The sequence below is a fragment of the Altererythrobacter sp. KTW20L genome (assembly GCF_023501975.1).
GTDB lineage: Bacteria > Pseudomonadota > Alphaproteobacteria > Sphingomonadales > Sphingomonadaceae > Alteraurantiacibacter.
Genome location: NZ_JAMFLH010000003.1, coordinates 60346 through 86215, shown reverse-complemented (window position 1 = coordinate 86215; position 25870 = coordinate 60346). Strand labels below are relative to the sequence as shown.

33 protein-coding genes, 1 tRNA gene and 1 pseudogene are annotated in these 25870 nt (G+C 63.3%); 25 read left to right on the top strand and 10 right to left on the bottom strand.

All coding sequences use genetic code 11. From position 1 onward, the window contains the following. Positions 1-3 precede the first annotated feature (3 nt). Positions 4-225 (bottom strand): hypothetical protein, encoded by a 222-nt coding sequence (locus tag M3P36_RS03565; RefSeq protein ID WP_249700802.1) that lies wholly within the window; start codon positions 223-225, stop codon positions 4-6. Positions 226-870: 645 nt separating this feature from the next. Between M3P36_RS03565 and M3P36_RS03560 the strand changes: the two genes are divergently transcribed. The 3 genes from M3P36_RS03560 to M3P36_RS03550 all read left to right on the top strand — a co-directional run bounded on the left by M3P36_RS03560 (position 871) and on the right by M3P36_RS03550 (position 3643). Further along, positions 871-2835, top strand: a complete 1965-nt coding sequence (locus M3P36_RS03560; RefSeq protein WP_249701683.1) for a ribonucleoside-diphosphate reductase subunit alpha — start codon at positions 871-873, stop codon at positions 2833-2835. Between the two features lie 106 nt (positions 2836-2941). Beyond that, positions 2942-3286: an endonuclease domain-containing protein gene (locus M3P36_RS03555; RefSeq protein WP_249700800.1), complete on the top strand. Its 345-nt coding sequence runs from the start codon at positions 2942-2944 to the stop codon at positions 3284-3286. Between the two features lie 75 nt (positions 3287-3361). Further along, positions 3362-3643 (top strand): hypothetical protein, encoded by a 282-nt coding sequence (locus M3P36_RS03550; RefSeq protein ID WP_249700798.1) that lies wholly within the window; start codon positions 3362-3364, stop codon positions 3641-3643. Positions 3644-3899: 256 nt separating this feature from the next. On the opposite strand, the pseudogene M3P36_RS03545 reads toward M3P36_RS03550, so the two are convergent. Next, positions 3900-4157, bottom strand: a pseudogene (locus M3P36_RS03545) (DUF2171 domain-containing protein); the annotation flags it as partial. A gap of 87 nt (positions 4158-4244) precedes the next feature. On the opposite strand from M3P36_RS03545, the gene M3P36_RS03540 reads away from it, so the two are divergent. The 6 genes from M3P36_RS03540 (at position 4245) to M3P36_RS03515 (ending at position 10554) form a co-directional block, all read left to right on the top strand. Beyond that, complete coding sequence (locus M3P36_RS03540; RefSeq protein WP_249700796.1) at positions 4245-4547, top strand: hypothetical protein; 303 nt, start codon at positions 4245-4247, stop codon at positions 4545-4547. A gap of 90 nt (positions 4548-4637) precedes the next feature. Beyond that, entirely contained in the window at positions 4638-7514 is a 2877-nt protein-coding gene (locus M3P36_RS03535) for a CHAT domain-containing tetratricopeptide repeat protein (protein WP_249700794.1), read from the top strand. 37 nt (positions 7515-7551) lie between these two features. Then, positions 7552-7854 (top strand): hypothetical protein, encoded by a 303-nt coding sequence (locus M3P36_RS03530; protein ID WP_249700792.1) that lies wholly within the window; start codon positions 7552-7554, stop codon positions 7852-7854. Positions 7855-8006: 152 nt separating this feature from the next. Further along, positions 8007-9074 carry a ribonucleotide-diphosphate reductase subunit beta gene (locus M3P36_RS03525; RefSeq protein ID WP_249700790.1) on the top strand — a complete coding sequence of 356 codons (1068 nt, stop codon included), beginning with the start codon at positions 8007-8009 and terminating at the stop codon, positions 9072-9074. Between the two features lie 5 nt (positions 9075-9079). Continuing rightward, positions 9080-9988 (top strand): hypothetical protein, encoded by a 909-nt coding sequence (locus tag M3P36_RS03520; RefSeq protein ID WP_249700788.1) that lies wholly within the window; start codon positions 9080-9082, stop codon positions 9986-9988. 80 nt (positions 9989-10068) lie between these two features. After that, positions 10069-10554 (top strand): hypothetical protein, encoded by a 486-nt coding sequence (locus tag M3P36_RS03515; RefSeq protein ID WP_249700786.1) that lies wholly within the window; start codon positions 10069-10071, stop codon positions 10552-10554. Between the two features lie 188 nt (positions 10555-10742). On the opposite strand, the gene M3P36_RS03510 is transcribed toward M3P36_RS03515, so the two are convergent. Next, positions 10743-11102, bottom strand: coding sequence for an endonuclease domain-containing protein (locus M3P36_RS03510; protein WP_249700784.1), 360 nt, complete (start codon positions 11100-11102; stop codon positions 10743-10745). 233 nt (positions 11103-11335) lie between these two features. On the opposite strand from M3P36_RS03510, the gene M3P36_RS03505 reads away from it, so the two are divergent. Beyond that, positions 11336-11608, top strand: a complete 273-nt coding sequence (locus M3P36_RS03505; RefSeq protein ID WP_249700782.1) for a hypothetical protein — start codon at positions 11336-11338, stop codon at positions 11606-11608. A 214-nt stretch (positions 11609-11822) separates the two neighbouring features. Further along, a complete protein-coding gene (gene ppk2, locus M3P36_RS03500; RefSeq protein WP_249700778.1) occupies positions 11823-12614 on the top strand; it encodes a polyphosphate kinase 2 in 792 nt (263 codons plus the stop codon). A gap of 56 nt (positions 12615-12670) precedes the next feature. On the opposite strand, the gene M3P36_RS03495 is transcribed toward ppk2, so the two are convergent. The 5 genes from M3P36_RS03495 to M3P36_RS03475 all read right to left on the bottom strand — a co-directional run bounded on the left by M3P36_RS03495 (position 12671) and on the right by M3P36_RS03475 (position 16096). Then, positions 12671-12982 (bottom strand): P-II family nitrogen regulator, encoded by a 312-nt coding sequence (locus tag M3P36_RS03495; RefSeq protein WP_249700776.1) that lies wholly within the window; start codon positions 12980-12982, stop codon positions 12671-12673. Next, positions 12979-13947 (bottom strand): sodium-dependent bicarbonate transport family permease, encoded by a 969-nt coding sequence (locus M3P36_RS03490; RefSeq protein ID WP_249700774.1) that lies wholly within the window; start codon positions 13945-13947, stop codon positions 12979-12981. Before M3P36_RS03490 ends, M3P36_RS03495 begins: the two co-directional genes overlap by 4 nt. Positions 13948-14090: 143 nt before the next feature. Continuing rightward, positions 14091-15101 (bottom strand): TerC family protein, encoded by a 1011-nt coding sequence (locus M3P36_RS03485; protein WP_249701672.1) that lies wholly within the window; start codon positions 15099-15101, stop codon positions 14091-14093. Positions 15102-15245: 144 nt separating this feature from the next. Further along, on the bottom strand, positions 15246-15419 hold the full coding sequence (locus M3P36_RS03480) for a DUF465 domain-containing protein (protein ID WP_249700772.1): 174 nt from the start codon (positions 15417-15419) through the stop codon (positions 15246-15248). Positions 15420-15646: 227 nt separating this feature from the next. Next, on the bottom strand, positions 15647-16096 hold the full coding sequence (locus M3P36_RS03475) for a thermonuclease family protein (protein WP_249700771.1): 450 nt from the start codon (positions 16094-16096) through the stop codon (positions 15647-15649). Positions 16097-16210: 114 nt separating this feature from the next. Here M3P36_RS03475 and argB point away from each other — a divergent pair, with 114 nt between their 5' ends. From argB to M3P36_RS03455, 4 genes are all read left to right on the top strand, one after another. Next, the gene (argB, locus tag M3P36_RS03470; RefSeq protein WP_249700769.1) at positions 16211-17107 is read left to right on the top strand and encodes an acetylglutamate kinase; all 897 of its coding nucleotides are present in this window, start codon (positions 16211-16213) and stop codon (positions 17105-17107) included. A 99-nt stretch (positions 17108-17206) separates the two neighbouring features. Next, positions 17207-17500: a YggT family protein gene (locus M3P36_RS03465; protein WP_249700767.1), complete on the top strand. Its 294-nt coding sequence runs from the start codon at positions 17207-17209 to the stop codon at positions 17498-17500. 45 nt (positions 17501-17545) lie between these two features. Continuing rightward, positions 17546-18358, top strand: coding sequence for a hypothetical protein (locus tag M3P36_RS03460; protein WP_249700766.1), 813 nt, complete (start codon positions 17546-17548; stop codon positions 18356-18358). A 20-nt stretch (positions 18359-18378) separates the two neighbouring features. After that, positions 18379-18999 (top strand): MarC family protein, encoded by a 621-nt coding sequence (locus tag M3P36_RS03455; protein WP_249701655.1) that lies wholly within the window; start codon positions 18379-18381, stop codon positions 18997-18999. 128 nt (positions 19000-19127) lie between these two features. Here M3P36_RS03455 and M3P36_RS03450 read toward each other — a convergent pair whose 3' ends face one another. Next, positions 19128-19742: an LON peptidase substrate-binding domain-containing protein gene (locus M3P36_RS03450; protein WP_249700764.1), complete on the bottom strand. Its 615-nt coding sequence runs from the start codon at positions 19740-19742 to the stop codon at positions 19128-19130. Then, complete coding sequence (locus tag M3P36_RS03445) at positions 19739-20653, bottom strand: tetratricopeptide repeat protein (RefSeq protein ID WP_249701641.1); 915 nt, start codon at positions 20651-20653, stop codon at positions 19739-19741. Before M3P36_RS03445 ends, M3P36_RS03450 begins: the two co-directional genes overlap by 4 nt. A gap of 217 nt (positions 20654-20870) precedes the next feature. Here M3P36_RS03445 and M3P36_RS03440 point away from each other — a divergent pair. From M3P36_RS03440 to M3P36_RS03395, 10 genes are all read left to right on the top strand, one after another. Next, a tRNA-Gly gene (locus tag M3P36_RS03440) sits at positions 20871-20945 on the top strand. A gap of 426 nt (positions 20946-21371) precedes the next feature. Then, positions 21372-21536: a hypothetical protein gene (locus M3P36_RS03435; protein WP_249700762.1), complete on the top strand. Its 165-nt coding sequence runs from the start codon at positions 21372-21374 to the stop codon at positions 21534-21536. A 105-nt stretch (positions 21537-21641) separates the two neighbouring features. Next, complete coding sequence (locus M3P36_RS03430) at positions 21642-22121, top strand: hypothetical protein (protein ID WP_249700760.1); 480 nt, start codon at positions 21642-21644, stop codon at positions 22119-22121. Positions 22122-22504: 383 nt separating this feature from the next. Next, positions 22505-22822, top strand: a complete 318-nt coding sequence (locus M3P36_RS03425; RefSeq protein ID WP_249700757.1) for a DUF736 domain-containing protein — start codon at positions 22505-22507, stop codon at positions 22820-22822. Positions 22823-22915: 93 nt separating this feature from the next. Continuing rightward, positions 22916-23134, top strand: a complete 219-nt coding sequence (locus tag M3P36_RS03420; RefSeq protein WP_249700754.1) for a helix-turn-helix domain-containing protein — start codon at positions 22916-22918, stop codon at positions 23132-23134. 227 nt (positions 23135-23361) lie between these two features. After that, on the top strand, positions 23362-23625 hold the full coding sequence (locus tag M3P36_RS03415) for a DNA -binding domain-containing protein (RefSeq protein ID WP_249700752.1): 264 nt from the start codon (positions 23362-23364) through the stop codon (positions 23623-23625). A 138-nt stretch (positions 23626-23763) separates the two neighbouring features. Next, positions 23764-23961 (top strand): transcriptional regulator domain-containing protein, encoded by a 198-nt coding sequence (locus M3P36_RS03410; RefSeq protein ID WP_249700749.1) that lies wholly within the window; start codon positions 23764-23766, stop codon positions 23959-23961. After that, positions 23879-24535, top strand: a complete 657-nt coding sequence (locus M3P36_RS15130) for a DUF2285 domain-containing protein (RefSeq protein WP_283773314.1) — start codon at positions 23879-23881, stop codon at positions 24533-24535. The genes M3P36_RS03410 and M3P36_RS15130 overlap by 83 nt, the downstream gene beginning before the upstream one ends. A 118-nt stretch (positions 24536-24653) precedes the next feature. Beyond that, positions 24654-24905, top strand: a complete 252-nt coding sequence (locus M3P36_RS03400; protein ID WP_249700747.1) for a helix-turn-helix transcriptional regulator — start codon at positions 24654-24656, stop codon at positions 24903-24905. Next, positions 24905-25771 carry a replication initiator protein A gene (locus M3P36_RS03395; protein WP_249700745.1) on the top strand — a complete coding sequence of 289 codons (867 nt, stop codon included), beginning with the start codon at positions 24905-24907 and terminating at the stop codon, positions 25769-25771. Before M3P36_RS03400 ends, M3P36_RS03395 begins: the two co-directional genes overlap by 1 nt. Positions 25772-25870 lie beyond the last annotated feature (99 nt).

Below are 25870 nucleotides of genomic sequence, written 5' to 3'. Positions count from 1 at the left end.
AGCTCAATCACCCATCATGAAGATGATCGCCCAGGCAAGGCCAGTGCCGATGGCGAACATGATCCACGACCAGTACATGTCGAAAGACACGCCGATAAAGGCCAGATCCACATCCATGTTGCGGATATTGAGGAAGCCCCCGCTCGACCCGCCGGAGCCGATGAACAGGCAGACAATCACGGTGAGGAAAATCCCCAGCGGGACAGCTTTGAACAGCGCAATCACGTCACTACCCCCTGATCTGCGGCGTCTCTGGCGGCCAATGTGCTGCATGTGCGGCCCGAGGTCCAGTATTTCGCGCCATGGACACACCCGCATTGCGCTATCGCGCACGATCCTTGCCGCCGCGGATTCGAAAGATTCGCGCGGGCAGTAGCGCACAGGTTTTTTTCCGCAGATCGATTTAGGGGCTTGCGCATGGCCGGAGTGGAGCATCGACCACGCGTCGCACTGTATTGGCGGCATGATACACCGGGCTCCTTGCGCCTTCTGACAAGGTAAATCCGCTTTAACCCTCTTGCATGGCGGCAGGGTCCGATTCACTATGGGTTGTGGCATGGTTGCCGGGGGCACATACAAGACCTAGATATAGGACGGATAGCGCGGCACATGGCCAGCGCCGATTCTCCACCTCGGTTTTGGCAGCTGGCAAGCCATCCTGTGGGCAGTCGGGGGATAAGTTTTTCCCTGCCCCGGCATGGAAAGCGATAGGATGCAGCAGTGCACCTGATTCGAACATATGCCGAACAAGTGGGCGAAACAACGCGGATAATCTGGGCATTGGCCAGGGGTCCGCATGGCAAGATCGGGACGGGCTGAGGCATGGAATTCAGGAATACGGACGAGGCGGCAATGGGCTTGGATGACAGCATGACGGCAGAAGCGCCCAAGATCCCCGAAAAGGCGGCCCCTGAAAAGGCAGTGGCAATGGACAAGCAGGACGCAGGCAGCGCCGAACTGGTGGCTAATGCCGCCGCCGGTGCCATGGCCACGGTCGCCAAGGCGGCGAAACCTGCCAAGCCCGATTCCAAGGCCGTCAACGCGCGCCGGTTCACCATTGTCACCGATGACAGCCGCGATGCGCTGCTCACCGTGTTCGGCAAGGAAACCCTGACCGACCGCTACCTGCTGCCCGGCGAAAGCTACCAGGACCTGTTCGCCCGGGTGGCCGATTCCTATGCCGACGACCAGGATCACGCCCAGCGGCTCTATGACTACATCAGCCGCCTGTGGTTCATGCCGGCAACCCCGGTGCTGTCGAACGGCGGCACCAACCGCGGCCTGCCGATCTCGTGTTATCTGAACTCGGTGAGCGACAGCCTGGAAGGCATCGTCAACACCTGGAACGAGAACGTGTGGCTGGCCAGCAAGGGCGGCGGCATCGGCACCTATTGGGGCAATGTGCGCGGCATTGGCGAGCCGGTCGGCCTCAACGGCAAGACCAGCGGCATCATCCCCTTCGTGCGGGTGATGGATTCGCTCACCCTGGCCATTTCGCAAGGCTCGCTGCGCCGCGGCTCGGCCGCCTGCTATATCGACGTGCACCATCCGGAGATCGAGGAGTTCCTCGAGATCCGCAAGCCGTCTGGCGACTTCAACCGCAAGGCATTGAACCTGCACCACGGCGTGCTGCTGACTGACAAGTTCATGGAAGCCGTGCGTTCGGGCGACAAGTTCGACCTCTTGAGCCCGAAGGACGGCTCGGTCCGCGCCACGGTGGATGCGCGCAGCCTGTTCCAGAAGCTGGTGGAAACCCGCCTTGCCACGGGCGAGCCCTATATCGTGTTCTCCGACACGGTGAACCGCATGATGCCCAAGCATCACCGCGACCTGGGGCTGAAGGTCTCGACCTCCAACCTGTGCTCGGAAATCACCCTGCCGACCGGCGTCGATCACCTCGGCAATGACCGTACGGCGGTGTGCTGCCTGTCGTCCTTGAACCTCGAAACCTGGGACGAGTGGAATACCGACAAGCAGTTCATCGAGGACGTGATGCGCTTCCTCGACAACGTGCTGCAGGACTATATCGACCGCGCGCCGGACGAGATGGCGCGGGCCAAGTATTCGGCCAGCCGCGAACGCAGCGTCGGCATGGGCGTGATGGGCTTCCACTCGTTCCTGCAGATGAAGAACATCGGCTTCGAAAGCCCGATGGCCAAGGTGTGGAACCTCAAGATGTTCAAGCACATCAGCGCCAAGGCTGATGAAGCGAGCATGATGCTGGCCAAGGAACGCGGCCCCTGCCCCGATGCCGAGGACATGGGCGCGATGGAGCGTTTCTCCTGCAAGATGGCGATCGCGCCGACCGCGTCGATCTCCATTATCTGCGGCGGCACCAGCGCCTGCATCGAGCCGATCCCGGCCAATATCTACACCCACAAAACCCTGTCGGGCAGCTTCGTGGTGAAGAACCCGTACCTCGAAAAGCTGCTCGACCAGAAGAGCAAGAACTCCACCAACGTGTGGAATTCGATCCTGGAGAAGGGCGGCAGCGTGGCGCACCTCGACTTCCTGACGCCGGAGGAAAAGGCCGTGTTCAAGACCAGCTTCGAGATCGACCAGCGCTGGCTGCTCGAATTCGCCGCCGACCGCACGCCGTTCATCGACCAGGCGCAGAGCCTCAACCTGTTCATCCCCGCCGACGTGGACAAGTGGGACCTTGCCATGCTGCACTTCCAGGCATGGGAAAAGGGCATCAAGAGCCTCTATTACCTGCGCTCGAAGAGCGTGCAGCGCGCCGGTTTTGCCGGCGGCGTGGAAGCGGACAACACCGCCGATCCGGCCAAGTACGAGCTGCCGACCACTGACTATGACGAGTGTTTGGCCTGCCAGTAGGGCCAGATACCCTCACCCTTTCGCGCCTACGGCGCTCTTTCCCTCTCCCTAAGGGAGAGGGAGGGGCCCGTCGCGCAGCGATGGGAGGGTGAGGGTATGAGAGGCTATGAAAAGGCCCCTCCCGGCACGGTTGATCGCGCGCACCCTGCGCAGGAACTCCACCGACGCCGAGAAGGCCATGTGGCGGGAATTGCGCCGCGTTTTTCCGCAGGCCAAATTCCGTCGCCAATGTCCGATCGGCCCCTATTTTGCCGATTTCCTCAGCTTCCGGCACAAGCTGGTGATCGAAGTCGATGGCGGGCAGCACGCCACGCAACAGCCGGAAGACGAGGCCCGGACCCGCTACATCGAAAGCCAGGGCTTCCGCGTCCTGCGCTTCTGGAACAACGAAGTTCTGACAAATGCGAACGGCGTGCTGCAATCAATCGGACCGTTCCTTTCGACCCGCTAATCTCCCCCGGAACCTCCCCCGCCACTCGTCCATTGCCCAAGTAGTGGACGGGAACACGCCGAAGGGAGAAGCGCCATGCCCCTGTGGTTTCCACTGTCGATTCTCTTGCTGACCACCCTGGTGGCGCTGGCGAGCGCAGGCTGGCTGCTCCTCCACGCCCAGGATGTGGCGCGGGCGTTCCGCACAAGTACCGAGCTTGAACCCGGCCCGGACCCGCGCAGGGCCAGCCGCCGCGCCAGTCGTAGCACGGTGATTGCCATGCTGGTGGTGTTCAACCTTGCCTGGATCGCCGCAACCGGGATCTGGGTCTATTCGCTGACCGACGATGCGCAGACGGTGATCGACGCCGAAGTCTGAGTCATAAGACAAAAAGGCCCGGCAGGCGCAAAACCTGCCGGGCCTTTGTCACGTCAACAGTCGATCAGTGTCCGACCTCTTGGCCGAAGCCTCGGTTCTCGCCTGCCTGGTTGTCCTGGCCATCAGGCGCCACTTCGGCACGTTCGCCGCCACCCCATTTTTCGGCCCCGGCAGTGCGGATCATCTCGTCCTCGTCGATGTCCTGTCCCATGACCGGGACGCGGTTGCCGCCCTCGATTTCGGCTTGGCCTTCGCCTTCCTCCTGCGTGAAGTTGGCTGCATTGGCGGCCGTGGCACTCAAGCGCACCTGTTCGCCCTCGATATTGGCGACAAGGCCCACCGAAATGTAGTGGTGGTGGCCATCGTGGCTGCCCGTGGCGCCTTCCACCTGGGCGCCGGAATCCTGCTTCGTCAGCTTGATCCGGTCGCCATCCAGCTTGTCCACCGTGCCCACATGGACACCATCGGCGCCGATTACTTCCATGTGTTCGCGGATTGCACTTGTCTCGATCATGGCTAGTCTCCTGCTCTCGTCGCTTGGTCAACGCGCCACGCGGCAAAGGTGGCCCCGCGCGATGCGTCGGGAAGAAAGGAATGCGAGATGATCCGCTCGAACCACCCCGCCCGCACCCTGCTGGTCGCCATTCCGCTGGCCCTGCTGCTGTCCGCCTGCGCTACGCAAATCCCCGCCGCGGTGGAGCAGGGACGCGACGTGCCGGGCTTCTGGTTCGGGCTGTGGCACGGGTTCATCTTCCCGTGGTCGTGGATCGGTTCGCTGATCAGCCAGGACATCGCGGTCTATGCCGTGCCCAACAGGGGCGGGTGGTACGATTTCGGGTTTTTCCTTGGCGTCACCGTGCTGGGAGGCGGCAGCTGGTTCGGATCGCGCAAGCGGGGCGGCTAGGGTTCTGGCCCTCGGCGGACCTGTTCCGCCGTCATACATCCCCCAACTTGCCACTGGCATACATAGGTTAATTGGGCCAATCTGCGGCTCATGGGGATACGGGGACAGCTTGGGGCTGTGCGCCGGGTACTGGCAACGACACTGGCCCTGCTGGCGGCCGGGCTGGCGTTGGTGCCCGTGGCGGCAGGTGCGCAGGAAACCGGGGCGCAGGAGGCCGGCGCACCGACGCTGCCCCAGATGCGCGCGCGTGACCGGCTGGCCGCACCCGAAGGCGAACTGGCGGCATGGCAGGCCTTTGCCACCCGCGTCGCAACCGATCCCGCAATCCCGCCCGCGATGCGCGCGGAAACCCACCTCGGCCTTGCCATCGCGCTGTTCTATGCCAAGGACTATGACGCCTCGTGGCAAGAGATTTCCATTGCACGCCGCCTGCTCGACGAAGCGGGCACGGACGAGCCTTTCGAGTCCGAACTGCTCGCCTACGAGGCGATTGTCCTGATCGAACTGGGGCGGCTGGATGAAGCGGGCATCAAGGCCGCCACTGCGCTTGATCTGGCGCAGGAGCAGGGGCAGGCGGGGCTGGCGCGCCAGGCACTGGCCCACAATGCCCAGGCGCTGCTGGCCTTTGCGCGCAACGACATTCCCGCTGCGGAACGGGGCTTTTGCACCGCGCGTGACCTCGGCCTTGCCGCAAGCTCCCCGAACCATCCGATGATCGTCAACGATGCCTCGTCTTGCGGGGTGGTGAAATATTACCTGGAAAGGCCCGATACGGTGGCGGCCATGCGGCTGGCGAGCGACCATGCCTTTGCCCATTTGCCGCCGGACCATCCCAAGATGGGCAACGTGCTGAACGGGGCCTATGCCGTGCTGCTGCGCTATGGCCGCTATGCCGAGGCAGAGCCGCTCATCCGCCGCCACCTCGACCTTGAACGGTCCTTGCGCAGCGGAGATGCCGACGATCTTTATGATCCCCTGTCGATGCTGGGGCGCGTGCTGGAAATGCGCGGCAACTATGCCGATGCCGAGGGAATCTTCACCGCCGCCGCCGCCATGGCCGACAGGCTGCGCAACCAGAGCCAGCCCTACACGCGGGGGCAGGCGCAGATAAACCTGGCCGGCGTGATCGCCCATCAGGGACGGCTGGACGAGGCAGAGCAGATGGCGCGGCGCGGCCTTGCCATGCTGGCCGAAGACCTCGAACCCGGTGACTGGAATGTCGGCAGCGGCGAGGTGCAACTGGCCAGTCATCTCGACCGGCTGGGGCGGCGCGATGAAGCCCTGGCGCTGGCCGAGAGCGGTCTTGCCACGCTGGCCGGCGCGCTAGACCCCGGACACAGTGAAGTGCTGGGTGCACGGCTGATCCGCGCGCGCATCCTGGCCGGGTTGGGGCGCGGCGACGAGGCGCTGGACGAGGCGCGCGGCGCGACCGGCCAGTTCGAGGCGCAGATGTTCGACCTTGCCGCCAGCGAGGAAGAGCGCATCGCCCTGTCGCGCGTGCTGCCCGCCGCCTTTGCCGACTATATCGACGCTGCATTGCAGGCGGGCGCGCTGGAGGACGCGGTCCATGCCGCGCAGCTTTACCTGTTGTCCGAACTCGCCGTGCCCAATGCCCGCATCGCCGCCGCCTCGGTAGCGCGCGAGGAAGGGCTGGGCGCAATGGTGGAGCGGATGGACCGGGCGCGGGGGCAGGTGGATGAACTGGGCGCCGCCTTCACCCGCGCCCAGGGCGAAGGGGCGGCCGAAGCAGCGGCCATTGCCGCCAGCCTTGCCGCCGCGCGGGGTGAAGCGGCAGCGGCCCAGGCGGACCTGCTCGCCGCTTTCCCCGGCTATGCCGCGCTGGCCCGGCCCAAGGTGTCGAGCCTGGCCGACCTGCAGGCGGGGCTGGCGCCGGGCGAGCTGCTGGTCATGCCGGTTGCGCTCCCCACCCGCGCCGTGACCATCGTGGTCAGCCGCGACGCTGTGCAGTGGGGCGGCACCGCGATCGATCCGATGGCGCTCGATGCGCTCGCCACGCGGCTGCGCGACAGTGCGCAGGCGACGGGCGCGTTCGACGTGGAGGCCGCGCAGGACATGTTCCGGCTGGTTTTCCCGCAAGCGTTGCGAGGCGCGCTGGAGGGGGCCGATACCCTGCTGTTCCCGGCCAGCGGATACCTCGCGCGGTTGTCGCCAGCCGTGCTGCTTGCCGGACCTGCGGCGGACGGGGACTTGGCCGATGCGCCGTGGCTGGTGCGGAGCCACGCCATCCGCATCATGGCGGAACCAGGGGCGAGGCGGACAGAAGCGCGGGCGCTGGCGGGGCGCGGGTTCCTCGGCGTGGGTGCGCCCGATGCCCTGCCCGGTGGAGAAGATGGATCGGCCTTTCGCGCCGGGACTGCTGCCCTGCCGCCCCTGCCCCGTGCGCGGGAGGAGCTGGATGCGCTGGCCGCAGCCCTCGGCACGCCCGATCCGCTGGTGCTGGCAGGGGCCGGGGCGACCGAGGCCGCGCTCGCCGGGCTCGATCTTGCCAGCTACGGCGTGATCGCCTTTGCCACCCACGGCCTGGTTGGCGGCGAACTGGCCGGGCTGGACGAGCCTGCGCTGCTGCTCACTGCCGACGATCCGCTGTCGAAAGCGGGCGACGGGCTGCTGACGGCGAGCGAGATCGCCGCCATGCGGCTCGATGCCGACTGGGTGATCCTGTCGGCCTGCGAAACGGCGGCGGGGGAGAGCGCTTCGGCTCCCGGCTATTCCGGCCTCGCCCGCGCGTTCGTCCAGGCGGGCGCGCGCAGCCTGATGTTGAGCCACTGGCGCGTGCGCGACGATGCCGCCGCCTTCCTCAGCGTGGAAACCCTGCGCCGCGCCGCGCAAGGGGAGACGCGGGCGGGCGCGCTCAGGCAGGCGCAACTGGCGCTGATGGCGCGGGCCGACGTGCCGCAGGCGGGCCATCCGGCGGTCTGGGCGCCGTTCGTCATTCTCGAAAACTAAGCCATTTCTTAACAAAACCGCACTACAAACCGGTGGCATGACCAGCCCCGGCTCCAAGCGATTTCCGACCCATCACGGGTACGGCGACGTGCGCTTTTCGCGCTACCTTGCGCTGTATGTGGCGCAGGCGGGCTGGCTGGTGCTGGGCGCCTACCTCTATTCGATCGCCTTCTTCCCCTCCACCTGCACGCCGTCCACCCTGCTGGAGGTGTACCCTTGCGCCCTCAGGCTGAACGAGAGCGGCAACTGGAAGGAGGCGGCGCTGTTCGTCTGGCTGTTCAGCACCCCGCTGCTGATCGCGCTCGAAGTGTCGCGCCGCATGGGCAAGAACAAGGACTGACGCGACACCCCCCAGCGAGAGGCCCAAACGGCCGGACTCGCAAAAGCCACGTTTCATCCCCATTTTATCCCCGTGGAAAAGGCCGTGTTGCCTTCGGTTTGCCGCCATGATTCCCTATGGTGGCCAATCGTGATTCTCACCGGAGATACCAGATGTCGTTGCTCGAAGCCCGCAAGACCTACAAGCCCTTTGAATATCCCTGGGCTTACGAGTTCTGGAAGCGGCAGCAGCAGATCCACTGGATGCCGGAAGAAGTGCCGCTGGGCGAGGATTGCCGCGACTGGGCGCAGAACCTGTCCGATCACGAGCGCAACCTGCTCACCCAGATCTTCCGCTTCTTCACCCAGGCCGATATCGAGGTGGCGAACTGCTATCACGAAAACTACAGCCGCGTGTTCAAGCCGACCGAGGTGAAGATGATGCTGGCCGCGTTCAGCAACATGGAAACGGTCCACATCGCCGCCTATTCGCACCTGCTCGACACCATCGGCATGCCGGAAAGCGAATACGGCATGTTCCTCGAATACCAGGAAATGCGCGACAAGCACGATTACCTGCAGCAGTTCGGCGTCGATTCTGATGAGGATATCGCCCGCACCCTGGCCATGTTCGGCGGCTTTACCGAAGGGCTGCAGCTGTTCGCCAGCTTCGCCATGCTGATGAACTTCCCGCGCTTCAACAAGATGAAGGGCATGGGCCAGATCGTCACCTGGTCGATCCGCGACGAGAGCCTGCACTGCGAAGGCATCACCCGCCTGTTCCACGCCTTTACGGCCGAACGCCAGTGCCTGACCAAGTCGGTCAAGGAAGACATCATCGACATGTGCCAGAAGACGGTGCGGCTGGAAGATGCCTTCATCGACCTCGCGTTCGAGCAGGGCCCCGTGCCCGGCATGACGGCGAAGGAGATCAAGAAGTATATCCGCTATATCGCCGACTGGCGGCTCAGCCAGCTCAACCTGCCGGCGATCTACATGGTGGAAGACCACCCGCTACCCTGGCTGACCCCGCTGCTCAACGGGGTGGAGCACGCCAACTTCTTCGAAACCCGCGCCACCGAATATTCCAAGGGCGCCACCCGCGGCAACTGGCAGGACGTGTGGTCCAGCTTCGACAACCGCAAGAACGCCAAGGCCGCCAACGAGGCCGGCGTGGCGGACGACGGGGCGGGTGAGCCGGATATGTTTGGTGGGGCGACCGGGGTGCAGGCGGCGGAGTGAGTGGAGTGGAGTCATATAAGTCGCTTCCTTTTGCGACCTACGACTTAGCTGTTTATCTACCGGGCGGAGCGCTCTTAACTCTGATCGGGCGTTACGTTCTCGATGAGGTCTTCGGCTTTCATGTCGGTGGCCTTGACGCTCTTGTGGGAGATGATGCCGTTGGGTTGGCCATCAAGGCCATCACATGGCTTTCAGTTAGTTATCTCCTCGGTCATCTTGGCGCTTTCATTTCCACGTATACTGTTGAACGCGTCGTCCACCGCTTCCTTGGGTATCCGTCGGATAATTGGCTTGAACGCGAGAAGTTAGTAAATGGCGGTCAAGCCAATGAGAAGGAAATACAAAAGACACTGCTTAGTAAAACTCTAAGTGTGGGTCGCAAGGATTTCGGTATATCTGCATCTCTTTCTTTGATATTTCTTCTGCCCCTTCCTCCGTTCGTGGTTGCATTTCTGATATTTAAGCCAGTAGGTTTCTACTCGGCAAAACTGCCTGAGGCAATTTATTCGGATTTGAGGCAGCGCTTCAAGCTCTTGGGCGTAAGCGTTGAGGTCCAAAGGGGTACCAGATGGGACAAGATAGTAGAGCATTACGTCTCTAATAATTGCGCAGGCGGCTATGTGCGCATGTATAACTACCTGGTGATATATGGAGCCTTAAGGCTGCTTGCTTTTGTCATGACTTTGCTGCTTTGGGTCATAATTATATCGGATTTTAAGCAAATTTTCGAGATAGGGTATGACTTTCATTTAGGAAAGACGATTGCATTTTTTGGTCTTTCCGGGGCCACGTTTATGTCAATGATGGCGTTCGCAAAGTTCAACCGCAGGTATTTTGAAGAATCTATAATGGCGTTTCTCTTAACACCATTCGTTCCCATTGCGCCTGCAGCGGAACCTCCACGCCGCAGGTGAGCCAATTAGCAATACCCACAATCTAGAGATGAACGATTGTTCCTGCTATGTTCTCCTCCGACTCGGAGCAGAGAACCCCCATGTTCGACAAACTCGACGCCTATAACCTCGTCGCCAATTTCGTGCCCGGCGCGGCGCTGACCTATGCGCTGCACGCCTCCGGCTTTCCCTCGCCCTCGCCCGACAGCCTGGGGGCCTTCGTGCTGGTCTCCTTCGTGGCCGGCGTGATCACCAACCGGCTCGGCTCGCTGATGGTTGATCCGGTGCTGCGGTCGCGCCGGGTCCATTTCCTGAAGCCCAAGAACTACCGGTCCTATGTCTCGTCCGAAAAGGCGGACCCGAAGCTGGAGACGATCGTGGCCAATGCCGGCCTCTATCGCACCTTCTTCACCGCCGGCCTCGTCTACCTGATCCTGCGCGCGGGCAACCTGGCGGTTTCGGGGTTCGGCCTTGGCGGCGAGGCGGTGTTCATTGCCTTTGTGGTGGTGGGCATGATGGTGTCGATTTTCGCGCTGCGGAAAGAGGATGATTACATTTCGGTGAGGATGGGGCGGGGGGATTCCTAGCGTTGGTTTGTGGCGCGCCCACCCCCGGCCCCTCCCGCAGGCGGGAGGGGGGAAGGAGGGGCAGGCTTGGCGCTGTGGCGCGGCCCACCCCTAGCCCCTCCCGCAGGCGGGAGGGGAATCAGGTAGCGCTGCTTTGCTCCCCTCCCGCTTGCGGGAGGGGTTGGGGGTGGGCGCGGAACAGAGCCAGGTCAGCGGGAAGCGCGCAACCGTGCCACCTCGGCCGCGATCATGTGGACCACGCCTTCCACGTTCCCCAGCACATCGGCATTGGTGAAGCGCAGCACGTGGTATCCGTTCGCCCTCATCGCTGCATCGCGCCGCGCGTCTGCCGCCGGATCGCGATCGTGGGAAATGCCGTCGCACTCCACCACCAGTTGCAGTTCGCGGCAGAGGAAATCGGCATAGTAGGGGCCGACCGGCATCTGGCGGCTGAACTTTGCGCCAACTCGGTTGCGGGCGAGGTACTGCCACAGCAGGCGCTCGGCCGGAGTGGCCGCGTTGCGCAAGCCGCGCGCGCGGGTGGTGTTGCGCGGGGTCCAGTCCGGCATTTCAAGGGTTTGGATGGGAATTGGAGTGGCGGCAAGGGGGAATAATGAAGGGCCCACCCCTAGCCCCTCCCGCAAGCGGGAGGGGGACTTCTTGTGCCTTGCCCCCCTCCCGCCTGCGGGAGGGGTTGGGGGTGGGCAGCGGCACAGCGCAACACCCCTTGCCACCCCGCCCCCATCATCCCACCCTGCGCCTTGAGGATCACCCGAGTCGAACAACGAAAAGGAATTCCCCAATGCGCCCACTCACCAAGACCGCCCGCCTGCTTACCCCGCTTGCCGCCGTACTGCTGCTCGCCGCCTGTGGGAGCGCGGAGGAGGAGGACGTGACCTATGAAGCCGGGGTCGATGACCTGAGCGGGGGCGAGCTGATTGTGACCGAGCAGGATGGCCAGGGTATCCCGGTCGAGCTGCCGAGAACGCCGATGACCAACGTGCCGCTCGATGCCGAGGGCAATCCCATCGCAGGCACCACGCCTGCACCGGCAATGGCCGAACCCGCCGAATAGGGCGCTTTCCTACAGCCGAGTGGTGCTGGCATGAAAGCGGGCGGCGGGCGCTGAAGGCTCGCCGTCCCGCAGCCGGGCGGGCACTTTCTCCCGGGCAGGTGTCACTTTGTCACCCGGTGTATAAGCTGCTATGATTAAACGATAAAAGGCCGAAAACAAAAGTGACAGTGTGTCACTTGTGTCACCTTCTCCCGCCGCAGGATCATCCCGTCCCATGAAGACCAAGCATTACGAAGTCGCGCTGGAAGACCTGGAGCACGAGCTGGTCGCCATGGCCCGCTGGGCCAAGGCCTGCGGCGAGAAGATCCTGGTGATCTTCGAAGGGCGCGATACTGCCGGCAAGGGCGGGGCGATCGATGCCGTGCGCCAGCGGATGAACCCGCGCCAGTGCCGCGTGGTGGCCCTGCCCAAACCGAGCGAGGCGGAACAGTCGCAGTGGTATTTCCAGCGCTATGTCCCGCACCTGCCCTCTGCCGGGGAAATCGTGCTGTTCGACCGGTCATGGTACAACCGCGCGGGCGTGGAACGGGTAATGGGCTTTGCGACCGAGGCCCAGGTCGGGGAATTCCTGCGCAACGTGCCGGTATTCGAAAAGCTGCTGGTCGATAGCGGGATCCGCCTGTTCAAGTACTGGCTGTCATGCGACCAGGAGCATCAGGAGGAACGCTTTGCCGAGCGGCTGGAAGACCCGCTGAAGCGCTGGAAGCTGTCGCCGATCGATGTGAAGGCGCGCGAGCTTTATGCCGACTACACCAGGGCGCGCGAGGACATGCTGGCCGTGACCCATACCAGCCATGCGCCGTGGACCCTGGTTGATTTCAACGACCAGAAGCGCGGGCGGCTGACCCTGATCCAGGACCTGCTGTCGCGCCTGCCCGACACCCATGTTCCGGTGGAGGACATCGCCTGGCCCGACCTCGGCCATCCCCCGCTGAAGGAAGACTTCCGCCTGCTCCAGCCGATCCCGCCGTACGGGGGCGGGGACGATGATGATGACGATGATTGACTGAAGGGCGATCAGACCTGCGGTCCGATGCGGCCACCCTGCTTGCGTCCGGGGGGCTAGAAGCGTTCGGGCCGCACCACTTCCACGCTCGACCGCATGACGATCAGCTGGTGGCTGTCGAGCAGCGGTTCCAGCGCGGCGATGAAGCGGTCGGCCCGCTCGGCACTGGCGATGACGAGGAACAGCGACTTGGCCGTGGCGCCCGACAGCAGATCCTCGGTCCAGATGCCGCCGCTGCCCGTGCCGCCGGTCACGCGCCACAGCGTATGGCCGGTGATCCCCGCTTCGGTCGCAAGCGCGGCCAGCTTGGGCACCAATGGCGCATCGACCAGCACCTCGATCCGCTCGCGACGTGTCATACCGGTCATGTCAGGCCTCCCAGGTTCTCGGCCAGCCAGCGGAACAGCGGGATGCCGACGATGATGTTGAACGGAAAGGTAACGCCCAGCGACATCGCCAGGTAAAGCCCTGCGTCGGCCTGTGGCAGCGACATGCGCATGGCGGCGGGGACGGCGATATAGGATGCGCTACCCGCCAGCACGCCGAGCACGGCCGCCGACGCCGCATCGAGCCCGATCAGGGTGCCCGCCGCAACGCCGATCGCCCCGTTGGCCAGCGGAAAGATTACGCCGAGCACGGCCAGCTGCAGGTTCAGCGCGCGGGTCTGCATCAGGCGCCGCACCGCGATCAGGCCCATATCGAGCAGGAACAGGCACAGCACCCCGGTAAAACCGGCAGTAAACAGCGGCGAGATCGGCTGGTACCCCTGCTCGCCGATCAGCATGCCGATGGCAAAACTGCCGAGCAGCAGCACGACCGAACCGTTGAAAGCCACCTCATGCAGCAGCCGCGGCTCGAACAGCTTGCCGCCCGTCCCGCGCCGGGCAATCAGCAGGCCGGAAAGGATCGCCGGGGTCTCCATGATCGCCAGCACCGCGACCATGAACCCCGCTGCCGCAAAGCCGCTGCCCGCATAGATCTGGTTCGCCGTCACGAAAGTCACCACGCTGACCGACCCGTAGTGCGCGGCGATCGCACCGGCATTGATCCTGTCGAGCCGGCCGAAGCGCCGCAGGACCGGGGCCACGGCAAAGGGAATTGCGCAGCTCAGCACGAACCCGGCAAGGAGCGCGATGCCAAGGTCGCCGCCGATCCCGATGCGCGACACTTCCACCCCGCCCTTCAGGCCGATGGCCGCCATCAGGTAAAGTGACAGGCCCTTGGCCACGGTTTCGGGAACGGCAAGGTCGGACCGCGCCAGCGCCGCCAGCGCGCCAAGCGCAAAAAACAGGATCGGCGGGGAGAGCAGCGATGCCGCGATCTGGTCAAACACTCACTGCCCCTCCCTGCCTGGCGACCGGCCCGCGTCGAGCTGGGCCGATCGCCTGCGGATTGTCAGACTACATCGAAAAAGTCGACTGCACCCTCTTCAAGGGCGATGCACGATCCCACGATCCTGTGCGGAAGATCAATTGATCAGACGATCTTTTCAGTCTCCACTGCAGGCCAGTCAGGCTCCTCGGTGCCGCGGGTTTTCCATAGTGAATAGCCAACTCCTGCCGCGATCAGGGCGAAGGTCACTCCGAGACTTATCCAGGCGGGCAACTTGCCGCCGCCCAACAGGAAGTCGGTCACGAAGATCTTGGAACCGATGAACACCAGCACAGCGGCCAGGGCATATTTGAGGTAGTGGAACCGGTGGATCATCGCGGCCAGCGCGAAGTACAGCGCCCTCAGGCCCAGGATGGCGAAGATGTTGCTGGTATATACGATGAAGGTGTCGGTGGTGATGGCGAAGATTGCCGGAACGCTGTCTACCGCAAAGACCAGGTCGGCCAGGTTGATGACCACCAGCGCGAGGAATAGCGGGGTGGCGGCCAGCACCAGCTTGCCGGTCTTTGCATCGGGCATGCGGACGAAGAAGCGCTGGCCGTGGAGATCCGGCGTCACGCGCATGTGGCGGCTGATCCAGCGGACCGCCGGATTGCCTGCCACGTCCATCGGTGCATCGCCGGCAAAGAACATCTTGATCCCGGTGAACACGAGGAAGGCGGCGAACAGGTAGAGCACCCAGCAGGCCTCTTCCAGCAACGCCGCGCCGCCGGCAATCATCAGGCCGCGCAGCACGATCACCGCCATGATGCCCCACAGCAGCGCACGGTACTGGTACTTGGCGGGGATTGCGAAGGTGGCGAAGATCAGGCTGATGACGAAGACGTTGTCGATCGACAGCGCCTTCTCGATGAAGAACCCGGTGTAAAATTCGGTTGCCGATGTCGCCCCCCGCTCGAACCACACCCACACGCCGAACAGCATGGCAACAGCGATGTAGAAGGCGGTCAGGCGCAGGCTTTCGGCGATGCCCATCTCCTTGTCCTCGCGGTTGAGGACGCCGAGATCGAAGGCGGTGAGCGCGATGACGATTCCCAGGAATGCCCCCCAGAACCACAGCGGAGTGCCGAGCCAGTCGGCGGCAAGAAATTCCATCATGCAGGGATAATCCGGTCATCGACGCAAAAAGGGCGCAGAGGGGGGGAAGAAATTTAGCGCGGGGAACGACCGCTCCGGGCCGGAGGGGGGTGGGGGTGGCCCGGCAACGGACCGCTCCCCGCGCAGGCTGCAACCCTGTCCTCAGGCGAGGAAGGACTGCGGCACATTCTGGCGGATCAGCGCCTTGACCCGCGCACGCAGCGCGGCAAGGCGAGCGAGTTCCCATGCCTCCACGCTGCGACGCGCGGCGGCCAGCCGCAAACGCTCGTCGATGCGCTGGTGCATCTGGGTCAGTCGAAACAAACGGGCCGTCATCCTTGGTCTCCGACAAGAGATTCGCGAGGGTGATCGGTCAGCTTCTGGATCCTGACACGGTGGGGAAATCGTGACCCAGTCAGGAACGCATCGGCTGTCCGATGCGGTCCGACATCACGGGTGTCGTCAAACAACACCCGCCAGAGGGGCCCGGTCCGCTCCTGTTAAATGCGTGATGCCCGGATTGGTTTCAAGAGCCTTCGGCGAAAAATTCTCGGGTCTCCATCCTAGCCGCCCATCGCTTCGTTGTTGCACCAGCCGGAACGACGGCCCTGCCACTGCTCGGCCAGACCTTCTGCCACCAGCGTGTCGCCCAGGCTCGTGCCATTGCGCGTCACGATCCGCAGCAGACGGCCATAGCGATCGACTGCGCGGCCTTCGGTTTCCAGCGAGAAGGCCCCGGCGTTGAGCAGGTCGGCCAGCCGGTCGCGCGCCTCGGCGCCGAGGCGTGCCTCCTCCGCGCAGGCTGGGCGTGATATCTCGGGGGTGTTGATGTCAGCCAGGCGGATCTTGTCGCCGCGATACCAGATGGTGTCGCCGTCGACCACGCAGGTCACCCGGCCGCTACCGCTGCAGATGCCGAATTGCGCCCGTTCAGGGTCGACCTGTTGGCCGCTTGCCGTCCCAGCGGTGAGTAGCAGGAAGGGGAGGGCGAGTGCGAGGATCAGGCGGGTCATGCCCGATTGACTAGGGAAACGCGTCTGGGTTTCTCATAGGCAGGACTACCTGTCAGGGGCAGCACATATGCCCTCTCTATGCAGCGCCGGACAAAGCCATTATGGCCACGCGCCATGACCGATGTTTCCGACAAGCAGATGCTGTTCAAGGCCGAGACGCTGATCGAGGCCCTGCCCTATTTCCAGCGCTATGCCGGGCGCAGTTTCGTGGTGAAGTACGGTGGCCACGCCATGGGCGATCCAGAGGCGGCGAAGGACTTTGCCGAGGACATTGTGCTGCTGAAGGCGGTGGGCATCAACCCGGTGGTGGTCCACGGCGGCGGCCCGCAGATCGGTGCCATGCTGAAGAAGCTGGGCGTGGAATCGCAGTTCGTCGATGGCCTGCGGGTAACCGACAAGGCGACCGCCGAAGTGGCCGAGATGGTCCTGTCGGGCGCGATCAACAAGGAGCTGGTTGGCTGGGTCAATGCGGCAGGCGGCAAGGCCATCGGTCTGTCTGGCAAGGATGCGCGGATGGTTACGGCCACCAAGGTTTCGCGCACGGTCAAGGATCCCGACAGCCAGATCGAGCAGGCGGTGGACCTGGGTTTTGTGGGCGAGCCCACGGCGGTGGACATCAGCGTGCTGACCACGCTGAGCAATGCCGGGCTTATCCCGATCGTCGCGCCCATCGCCAGTGACGAGAACGGCCAGACCTACAACATCAACGCCGATACCATGGCCGGTGCCATTGCCGCTGCACTGGGCGCGGCGCGGCTGTTCCTGCTGACCGACGTGGCGGGCGTGCTGGATAAGCAGGGCAAGCTGCTCACCGACCTGAAGCCCGCCGATATCGCCGCCCTGCGCGAGGATGGCACGGTGAAGGGAGGCATGATCCCCAAGCTGGAAACCTGCGTCAAAGCGGTCGAATCGGGCTGCGAGGCGGCGGTGGTGCTGGATGGCCGGGTGCCCCATGCCATGCTGCTGGAATTCTTCACCAGCCGCGGCGCGGGCACGCTGGTCTCGGCCTGAGGCCGCTTGCCGCTCCGGCACCCACCCGTATTAGGCAATTGATACACCTGCGCCTCTTCGGCTAGAGGAGCGCAGGGACGCAAACCGAAAGGCTCACCAGTGCTGCTTATCACCCTGTCGCAGGTCATCGGCTATCTCATCTCGATCATCATCGTGCTGGTGATCTGCCAGTTCGTGCTCAGCCTGCTGATCAGCTTCAACGTGGTCAACATGCAGAACAATTTCGTCGCCGCGCTGTGGAAGGCGATCAATGCCCTGCTCGATCCGATGCTGAATCCGGTGCGGCGGATCATGCCCAATACCGGCGCGATCGACTTTTCGCCGCTGGTGCTGATCGTGGGCCTCAATGTGCTCAACATCGTTGTGACGAACCTCGCCTATTCGTCGATGTAGCCCTCTGGCTTTGACAAGGCGCTTCCCCGGGCGCAATTCGGTTTCATGACCAACCTTATCGCACCGGGCAGGATCGCCCTTGGCATCTTCCTTTCCTGCAGTCTTGCCGCCTGCGCTAGCGGCCCTGGCGGATCACGCGGGGGAGATCCCGGCCGCCAGGGCGCCAGCCAGATGCTCGAACGGACGGAGGTGCGCCGCCGCCCCCTACCGGTCATCGGGGAGCCCGGCCGCGTTGCCGCCGCCGATGTCCGCCTGGCCCGCACCGCACGTGAAGAAGGCCAGTGGACCGCACTTGCCCGCCGGGCCGCATCGGGCGCGCTGATCCACCTTGAAGAAGGTACGGTCGAGGCCGCATCGTGGCTATCCCGGCAGCCGAGCCCCGCCCGCGCAACGGGCTGGACGCCAACTGCGGTGTGGACCAGTTGCGATGGCTCGCTGGCGGTCAGCTTCGGGCGCTACCAGCAGGACGACGGCACGGTGGGCAGCTATGCCCGGGTCTGGACCCTGCGCCGTGACGGCGAGTACGACTGGACCTATGAAATGCACGGGCCGGACAACCCGCAGCCTCCGGCGCCCACCCCGCCTGTGCAGCCTAGCAGCGATGTCATCGTGGTGCCCGCGCTCGATTTCGTGGAGGGCAGGGTGGCCGAATGCGCGCGCGGAACGGCGCAACCGTCCCTGCCTGCGGTATCCGACGGGGCGCAGACCGGCGGGGCCCGCTCCGACGATGGCACCCTGCAATGGCGGTGGGAACACCGCGCCGATGGCACCCGCGTAGTGCGGGTCGATTATCTGCGCGAAGGTCGCTGGGAAAACGCGCTCGATTTCGTCATGCCGGTGGGAGGAGCGCGCCTGTGAATGCCATGCTTGATGCCGGTTTGATCGAACTGTTCCTCAGTGCGTTCGTCACCCTGTTCGTGGTGATCGATCCGCCCGGATGTGCGCCGATCTATGCCGGGCTCACATCCAATGCCACGCCTGCCGCGCGCCGTTCGATGGCCATACGTGCCTGCCTGGTTGCAGGCCTGATCCTGCTGGGCTTCGCGCTGGCGGGCGAGAACTTGCTGACAGCGATGCATATCGAGATCGACGCCTTCCGCATCGCCGGCGGCATCATGCTGTTCATGATCGCTCTCGACATGGTGTTCGAGAAGCGCACCCAGCGGCGCGAGGACCGGGCCGACAAGGTTCGCAGCGATCCGGCGCACGAGGACGTGGCGATCTTTCCCATGGCCATGCCCATGCTGGCAGGGCCGGGCGCGATCGCTTCGATCATGCTGTTGTCGGGCAGCGCGCAGGGGCCGGAAGGTACGCTGGTAGTGCTGGGCGCGCTGGCCGCCGTCCTGTTGCTCACCATGCTGGCGCTGATGGCGGCCAGCCCGCTGATGAAGCTGTTCGGCGCCAAGGTCGAAGCGGTGATCACCCGCCTGCTCGGCGTGCTGCTGGCGGCGCTGGCGGCGCAGTACGTGATCGACGGGATCAGAAATTCTTTTTTCTAGCCTCAAGCGCCGGCCCGGTCCGCGACAAGCGGATCGCATAGGCCGACCGGCCGCCCGCGGGTGCCCCGCAACGTAGTGGAGGGATCAGCACCGAGGACGAAGGCGCGGATGCGCCTTCGATAAGCAGGCTACTGCAATGTCACCCTGACCTCGTCGGGATCACCCCGGCCGAAAAATTCCATCAGCTGGATCAGCAACTCGCACCGCTGCTTCAGGTCCGGCGCTTCGAGCAGCGCCTGCTTGGCGGCGGCGTCGAACGGGGCGATCTGCGACAGGCCGTTGATCAGCGCCACGTCGTCCAGGCGCGAAAGCTGTTCCCAGTCCACGCTGTAACCCTGGGCATCGGCAAACTTCATCGCCTCGCTCTCGAACCCGGCGCGCTCGGCGAAACTGAGCGATTCCTCGGGCAGTTCGGCGATCAGCTCGACCTCGACCTGGCGGAAGGGAGTGGAAACCTCGATCTCGCGCAGCACGCGGAACCGCGCCTCGCCCGCCAGGACGATGTTGTAGCGGCCGTCCTCGCTGGTCTCGACATCCTCGATCTTGCCCACGCAGCCGACCTGGTAAAGCGGTGCGTCCTCGCGCTGTTCCTGCGGCTGGATCATGCCGATAAGCCGGTCGCGCGCCAGCGCCTCGCCCACCATCGCCTTGTAGCGGGGCTCGAAGATATGGAGCGGCAGCTGCAACCCTGGGAACAGGATCGCGCCGGTCAGCGGAAAAATGGGGAGGCGTTTCGGCTTCATCCGAACAGCAACAGCGAAAGGCGTCGACGGGTTGTGGCGACCCAGGGATCTTCCAGCCCGACCGCCTCGAACATCTGCAGCAGCTTTGCCTTGGCCGCGCCATCGTTCCACGCCGGATCGGTGCCGATGGCGCGCAGCAGGGTATCGGCCGCCTCGTCACGTTCGCCAACAGCAAAGGCGGCTTCGGCAAAGGCCATCTGGGCTTCCATGTCGGCCGGGCGTTCTGCGGCAGATGCGCGCAGTGCCTGCAACTCGCCGTCATCGACCTGGTTGGCGGCGAGTTCGAGGGCCAGCTTGGCCTGGGCCATTTCCGGACGGGCCTGGACCTCGATCGGCAAGGTATCATAGGCCGTCTGCGCATCGGCCATCTGGCCTGCCACGATCAGCGCGCGGACCACGCCCGATGCAGCCTCGGCGCTGTCGGGAGCCATCTGGCCGATCTGCATGAACATCGATGCCGCACGTTCCGCCTCGCCGCGGGCCAGCACGTCTTCGGCCATGGCGAGAAGCTGGGCGATGTCGATCTCGGCATCGTCGGGCGCGCCTTCCGCACCCGGCTGGACCGGTACCTGCGACAGGATCTGGTCGAGCGCGCCCTTCAGCTGGCTTTCGGTGCGCGCCGGGGTCAGGTCGGCCACCGGCTGGCCCTGGAACATGGCATAGACCGTGGGGATCGACCGCACCTGGAACTGGCTGGCGATAAAGCCTTCCTCGTCCACGTTGATCTTGGCCAGCACCACGCCCTTGTCGGCATATTCGGCGCAGACTTTTTCCAGCACGGGCGTCAGCGCCTTGCACGGCCCGCACCATTCGGCCCAGAAATCGACCACCACCAGCTTGGTCATGCTGGGTTCGACGACGGTCTGGCGGAAACGGTCGACGGCCTTTTGTTCGTCGATGCTGAGGCCCATGCTTGCCAAGTGGCTGCTCCTGTTGCGGCTAATTCGATTGATGCACCTATGTGGCGCATTGTGGCCGTTTGTGAAGGGCGAAGGCGTTATTCGATCTTGCCCATGTCGCGCAGGCTGTACCGCGCCACTTTGCCTCTTGCACGATATAGCGCCCGGTGTTAGTGGCGCGCCTCCCAGCCGGAACACCCCTTTTACAGGGACATCCGGCGACGCCAGAGCGGGCGTAGCTCAGGGGTAGAGCACAACCTTGCCAAGGTTGGGGTCGAGGGTTCGAATCCCTTCGCCCGCTCCAAGTTTCCTACCGAAAAACAACGATTTGCACCTCGCGTAGCTCGCGAGGATTTGGTGACAAAGCCATAATCGCTTGCTTCTGTCACCACATTGTCACCAGCTCAAGTCCAGTTCAGGGCTACTCAGGCGTTCTTCCATGCTCGGCTTGGACCGATTTAGTCGATCGCCGGTCGCAATTATGTCGGTCCGAGTGAGCCGGCCTGCACAGGGCGCTGGTAGCGCAGACTTGCGCCTCTTCTGCAGAACCAACCACTCGCATTAGCCGCTGATCCCTGGGCTCGAAGCCTGTCCTCCTTCAATCAACCCGTGAAGGGTCCGCTACGCTTGCGCGTGCGGCCGCAGCTTTGCTGCGGTGATTGCGTCCAGTCCCCGGCCTGTGGGGCGACTGTCGAGCGGGGTGGTCCCGCTCCTAGACAGGAGCCGCAGGATGCCACTAGCAACCGCACAATCGCTTGGCTGGAACCTCTCCCGGACACTGATGACAGTGATCGTCATCATCAAGACCAGCCAGGGCTACTCCGTTATCCCTGCCGACGAATTTGATGGCGACCCTGAGCAGGTCCTGCGCGAATATGACCCCTTCGCCCGCTGACATTCTGCTCATTCGGACTTTTCGAACCGAGTCCCGCTATGCTATCCTTGTGTCGCAGATTGCGCTGAGGTGGTGGTGGCGAGCGCGTCCAGACAAGGGACGCTTATGACCATTTTCCTCATCCTTGGGGCCGTTGCCGGCCTTTACATGCTATGGCTGCTCTTCCGGCTCGCCAGCCTGGCCTTGCCAGCCTACATCGCGATCGTCACTGGCTTCGCGCTACTCCGCCACGAATACAGCTATCCGGCGGCAATCCTCGCCGCCTTTGGTGCCGGCATCGCCACGTTGCTCGTCGGCCAATTCCTGATCGCCTTTATCCGGTCCCCTTTGCTCAGGTTGGGGATCGCGCTGCTATTTGCCATCCCTGCCGCTTTCGCCGGATACCAAGCCGCGCACAGCCTTGGTGCGCTGGCAACAAGCAGCAATTCTGTGTTGGCAGTTCTCGGGTTGATCGCAGCTATCGCCACGTCCGTCTCGGCCTGGCGAAGTGTGATGGGTGGCAGCGATCATAACAGCGCAAACTCAGCAAACGACCGGTCGATTAGCAGCAATCCTGATCCGGCTCGGTCGATCATCAGCGAATAGGGGGCAAAGCTGGGCTGGCTGAGTGCGTTCGATACAACGACAAGCGGTTTGGCAGGCTTCAAAGCCGTCTGAACCGGAAACCTTACTACGGTGAAACTGCAATCTGCGCCAAGGACGTCAATTCCTGCAGGATCGCACCAGTACGGCCTCTTTCGACACGCGCCTATGTCAGCAAGACGCTTCGCTTGGCATACTTGCTGCAACGGTGCGTTTCGGACTTTCTTCCCCCGGCGTGCCGCCGTTCCTCGCGAGGCAAGAAAGACCGACCACTCCGTCCTTCGCTAACGCTACGGGCTGACGCTGCAGCGTCTGCCACTGGCTGACCTTCATCCGCGCATCGAGGCCGCACTGGAGCGGTCCGACCAACGGAAAAGGAAATACCCATGGCAAAGATCGGCAACTTCAAGAAGGTTTCGGGAGAGCTCCGGGGCCAGATCGCCACTCTTGCACTGCAGGCCAAATCGGTCCGTATCGTCGCAGAAGAAAGCACCAGCTCCAACGCTCCAAGCCACCGCGTCCTCGTCGGCGATGTCGAGATCGGCGCCGCATGGGAAAAGCGCACTCAGGATGACCGGCCCTACCTTTCGGTCAAACTTGATGATCCGAGCTTTGTGGCCCCGATCTTCGCCCAGCTCTTCGAAGCCGAGGACGGCAGCCACGACCTGGTCTGGAACCGTCCCGCCCGGCGCAGCGAAAGCTGAACCGCCCAAGTCATCGCCCGGGTAATACCGGGCGATGACGAATCCCTAGTATATTGGGTGGCAGTATATTAGGCTTCCGCCGACCCACGAGGCATGAAGCTTCGGGAGATTTTTGCGACGAATTTAAGGCGAATGCGTCACGCCAGTGGGCTTTCGCAGGAGGAATTGGCACATCGTGCCGGAATCAACCGCAACTATGTTGGCCTTCTTGAACGCGCAGCCAATTCGCCGACGCTCGACACCATCGAGCGACTCGCAAAAGAGCTTGCCGTCGATCCCGCCCGTTTCTTTGACAATCCCGCAGGGCTTTGAACGCAAAACGGCTGCGCTCAGCCGAATCGGCACCGCAATTTCACAATTTCTGAACTACAGCAGACACATGTTGCCCCTTCGGGTGGTGTCGCCCCGTGCTGTGCAGATAAGAGGTTATGCGGTTTGGTGCATAACGCTCTCACGTTTGAGGGGGAAGTTCGCACTGCATCTCTGCTCGCCTTGCAGAGGTGCAGCGATTAAACTGGCCGCGCGCCGAGGAGGGACCAATGCCGGCTCCTGACTTTGATGAACAACCACCGCTGATGGACAGGCTGAGCGCCTACGACGAGCGCCACCTCGTCACCTATCTGCGCCTTCTCGACGCCGAGAACGACGGCGCATCATGGGAAGAAGCCGTCTCAATCATCTTTGCAATCGATCCTGCGGTAGAGCCGGATCGCGCCAGGCTGGTCTATGACAGCCACCTCGCCCGAGCCAAGTGGATGACACAAAGCGGCTACCGGCACTTGCTTGATCCCCGTGCCCACTAAGCTGCGGAGTTTCCACCATTCCAGCACAATCGATAGTGCCTGCCCAAAGCATAGCGCGCGACTAACTCCAGCACTTCTCTGGCCATGCCTCTAACATGATCGTCAAATTCCCAAAAAAGACCTCACAGGAGAGCTGTGATGGAGGAAAAGCCCGATTGGCGTTCGGAGAGCTACGCCAAAGCATTTGAAACGCATGATCGAGCGGACTTCGCGCAGGAATTCCTGCGCCGCAATCCTGAATACCGCGACCAATATGCTCGGACCATTGACGCAGCGCCGCTCGCGCGCAAGCGTCTGGCCAGGCACTGGGGGTTGGTCTTTCGCAGCCGACCCTGATCACTCTCCAACCCGGCGCCCCGCCATCTGGGCACCCTCTGTTGCTGCAGCCATCCTCCAGCTGCGGCCAGATCCAAGCGCCTTTCGTGGCTATACCGCACGCACGATCGTCGGTGACGCAGCAATCGTCGGTCAGCACAACGAAGGTGCACAACTTCACATTGTTCTCGCTTCCTCCGGACGGCGCCACCGGCTGACCATCATTGGCAACCCGTCGGATGCTGAACCGCTCGCCTATATCCTGCCCGCTGATAGCTTTTGGGAACTGCGCCGCGCGGCGATGTCGGCTTTCCATGAACATATTCATCTGAGCCTTCTGCGTCCCAGACCAGCTTGCCTTGATCCGGGTCGCTCAGAACGATGGCGTCTGGTCCAATGGTTGAGGTTGCTTGATGCGCTGCCGGAAGGTGTCAGCGCGCGTGACCTGGCGGTTGAACTGATCGCCCGCGATGCCCGCCGATATTCCGCAGCCGAGTGGGACGGATCAAGTGAACGCAAACGGATTGCGCGCTGGCAGCGCCAAGCGCTTGCTGTTCGCGACGGCGGCTATCTTCGTCTGTTGAACGGCCACTAATCGGGACATTCCGCCGCGCAGTCCTATGTCCGTTCACCCAATGCCCTAAAAATCCGAACTCTCGCCTCCTGTCCGCCGGTGCAACCCCTTGTGTCCGGCACTTCACAGGAGGTCCCTTATGGACGGAGAATTTGTACCCGTAGTGCCGCGCTACGTGAGAACACCGGACGCAGCGGTTCATCTCGGTCTGTCCGCCCGCACTCTCGAAAAACACCGCTGCTATGGGACCGGCCCAGCCTTCCACAAGCTGGGACGGCGGATCGTGTATGCCATCGTCGACCTTGACGCATGGGCGCAAAATGGTCGCCGCAACTCCACGTCCGATCCCGGCAAAGGCATTTGTCTGTCCGCTCGTCCGGTACGCCGCTGATGCGACCTGTAACCACAGCTGCACAACTCGAGCTGTTCCGATCGATCCCTGGCGACATTGCTGCAAGGGACGCGCAGGATCTCATGACGTGGCCCTTCTTCAGCCTTGCCAAGTCACGGCGCTCCGCACCGATCGACTTCGCGATGGGGGCGACATGGATCTCGGTCGAAGCTGTCCCAGAGCATGGCATGGCGACGATCTGGGATGCCGATATCCTGATCTGGGCAGCAAGCCAGCTCGTTGAGGCCCGCGACGCAGGCCGTCCAACCTCGCGACTGATTGCTGCTCGCCCCCATGAAATCCTGACCTTTATCGGACGGGGAACCGGCAAGGACCATTATGTGCGGCTGCGCGCGGCGCTTGACCGGCTGCAATCCACCACCGTTGCAACGTCAATCCGGCAACAGCACCAACGCCGCCGCCACCGTTTCTCCTGGATCAACGAATGGCGCGAAACATTGGACGACCGTGGCCGCGCGACCGGCATCGAGATGATCCTGCCAGACTGGTTCTATGCAGGCGTGCTCGACAGAGGGCTGATCCTGACCATCGACCGGGCCTATTTCAGCCTGACCGGCGGCGTCGAGCGTTGGCTTTACCGGATTGTGCGCAAACATGGCGGTTATCAGCGTGGTGGCTGGAGCTTCGATATTCCGCACCTTCACCTTAAATCAGGCGCGCTCTCGCCGCTCAAACAATTCGCGTTCGAGCTGCGCACGATCGTCCGGCAGCAATCGCTTCCGGGCTACCATCTGAGCCTCGAGCACAGCTTCGGCCGCGAGCGGCTGATTTTCAAACCCATCCCCGTCGACTCGTTCATCGCCGCTGCCCGGCGCGTTGGCTTGCCTGTGGAGAAGTTGCCATGATGCTCGGCCTATCGAAAACCGCCAGATTCGGCCCATCGAAAACCCGATCCTCGGCCTATCGGAAACCGGATTCTGCCGGAAACCCGCAGAAATCTGCGA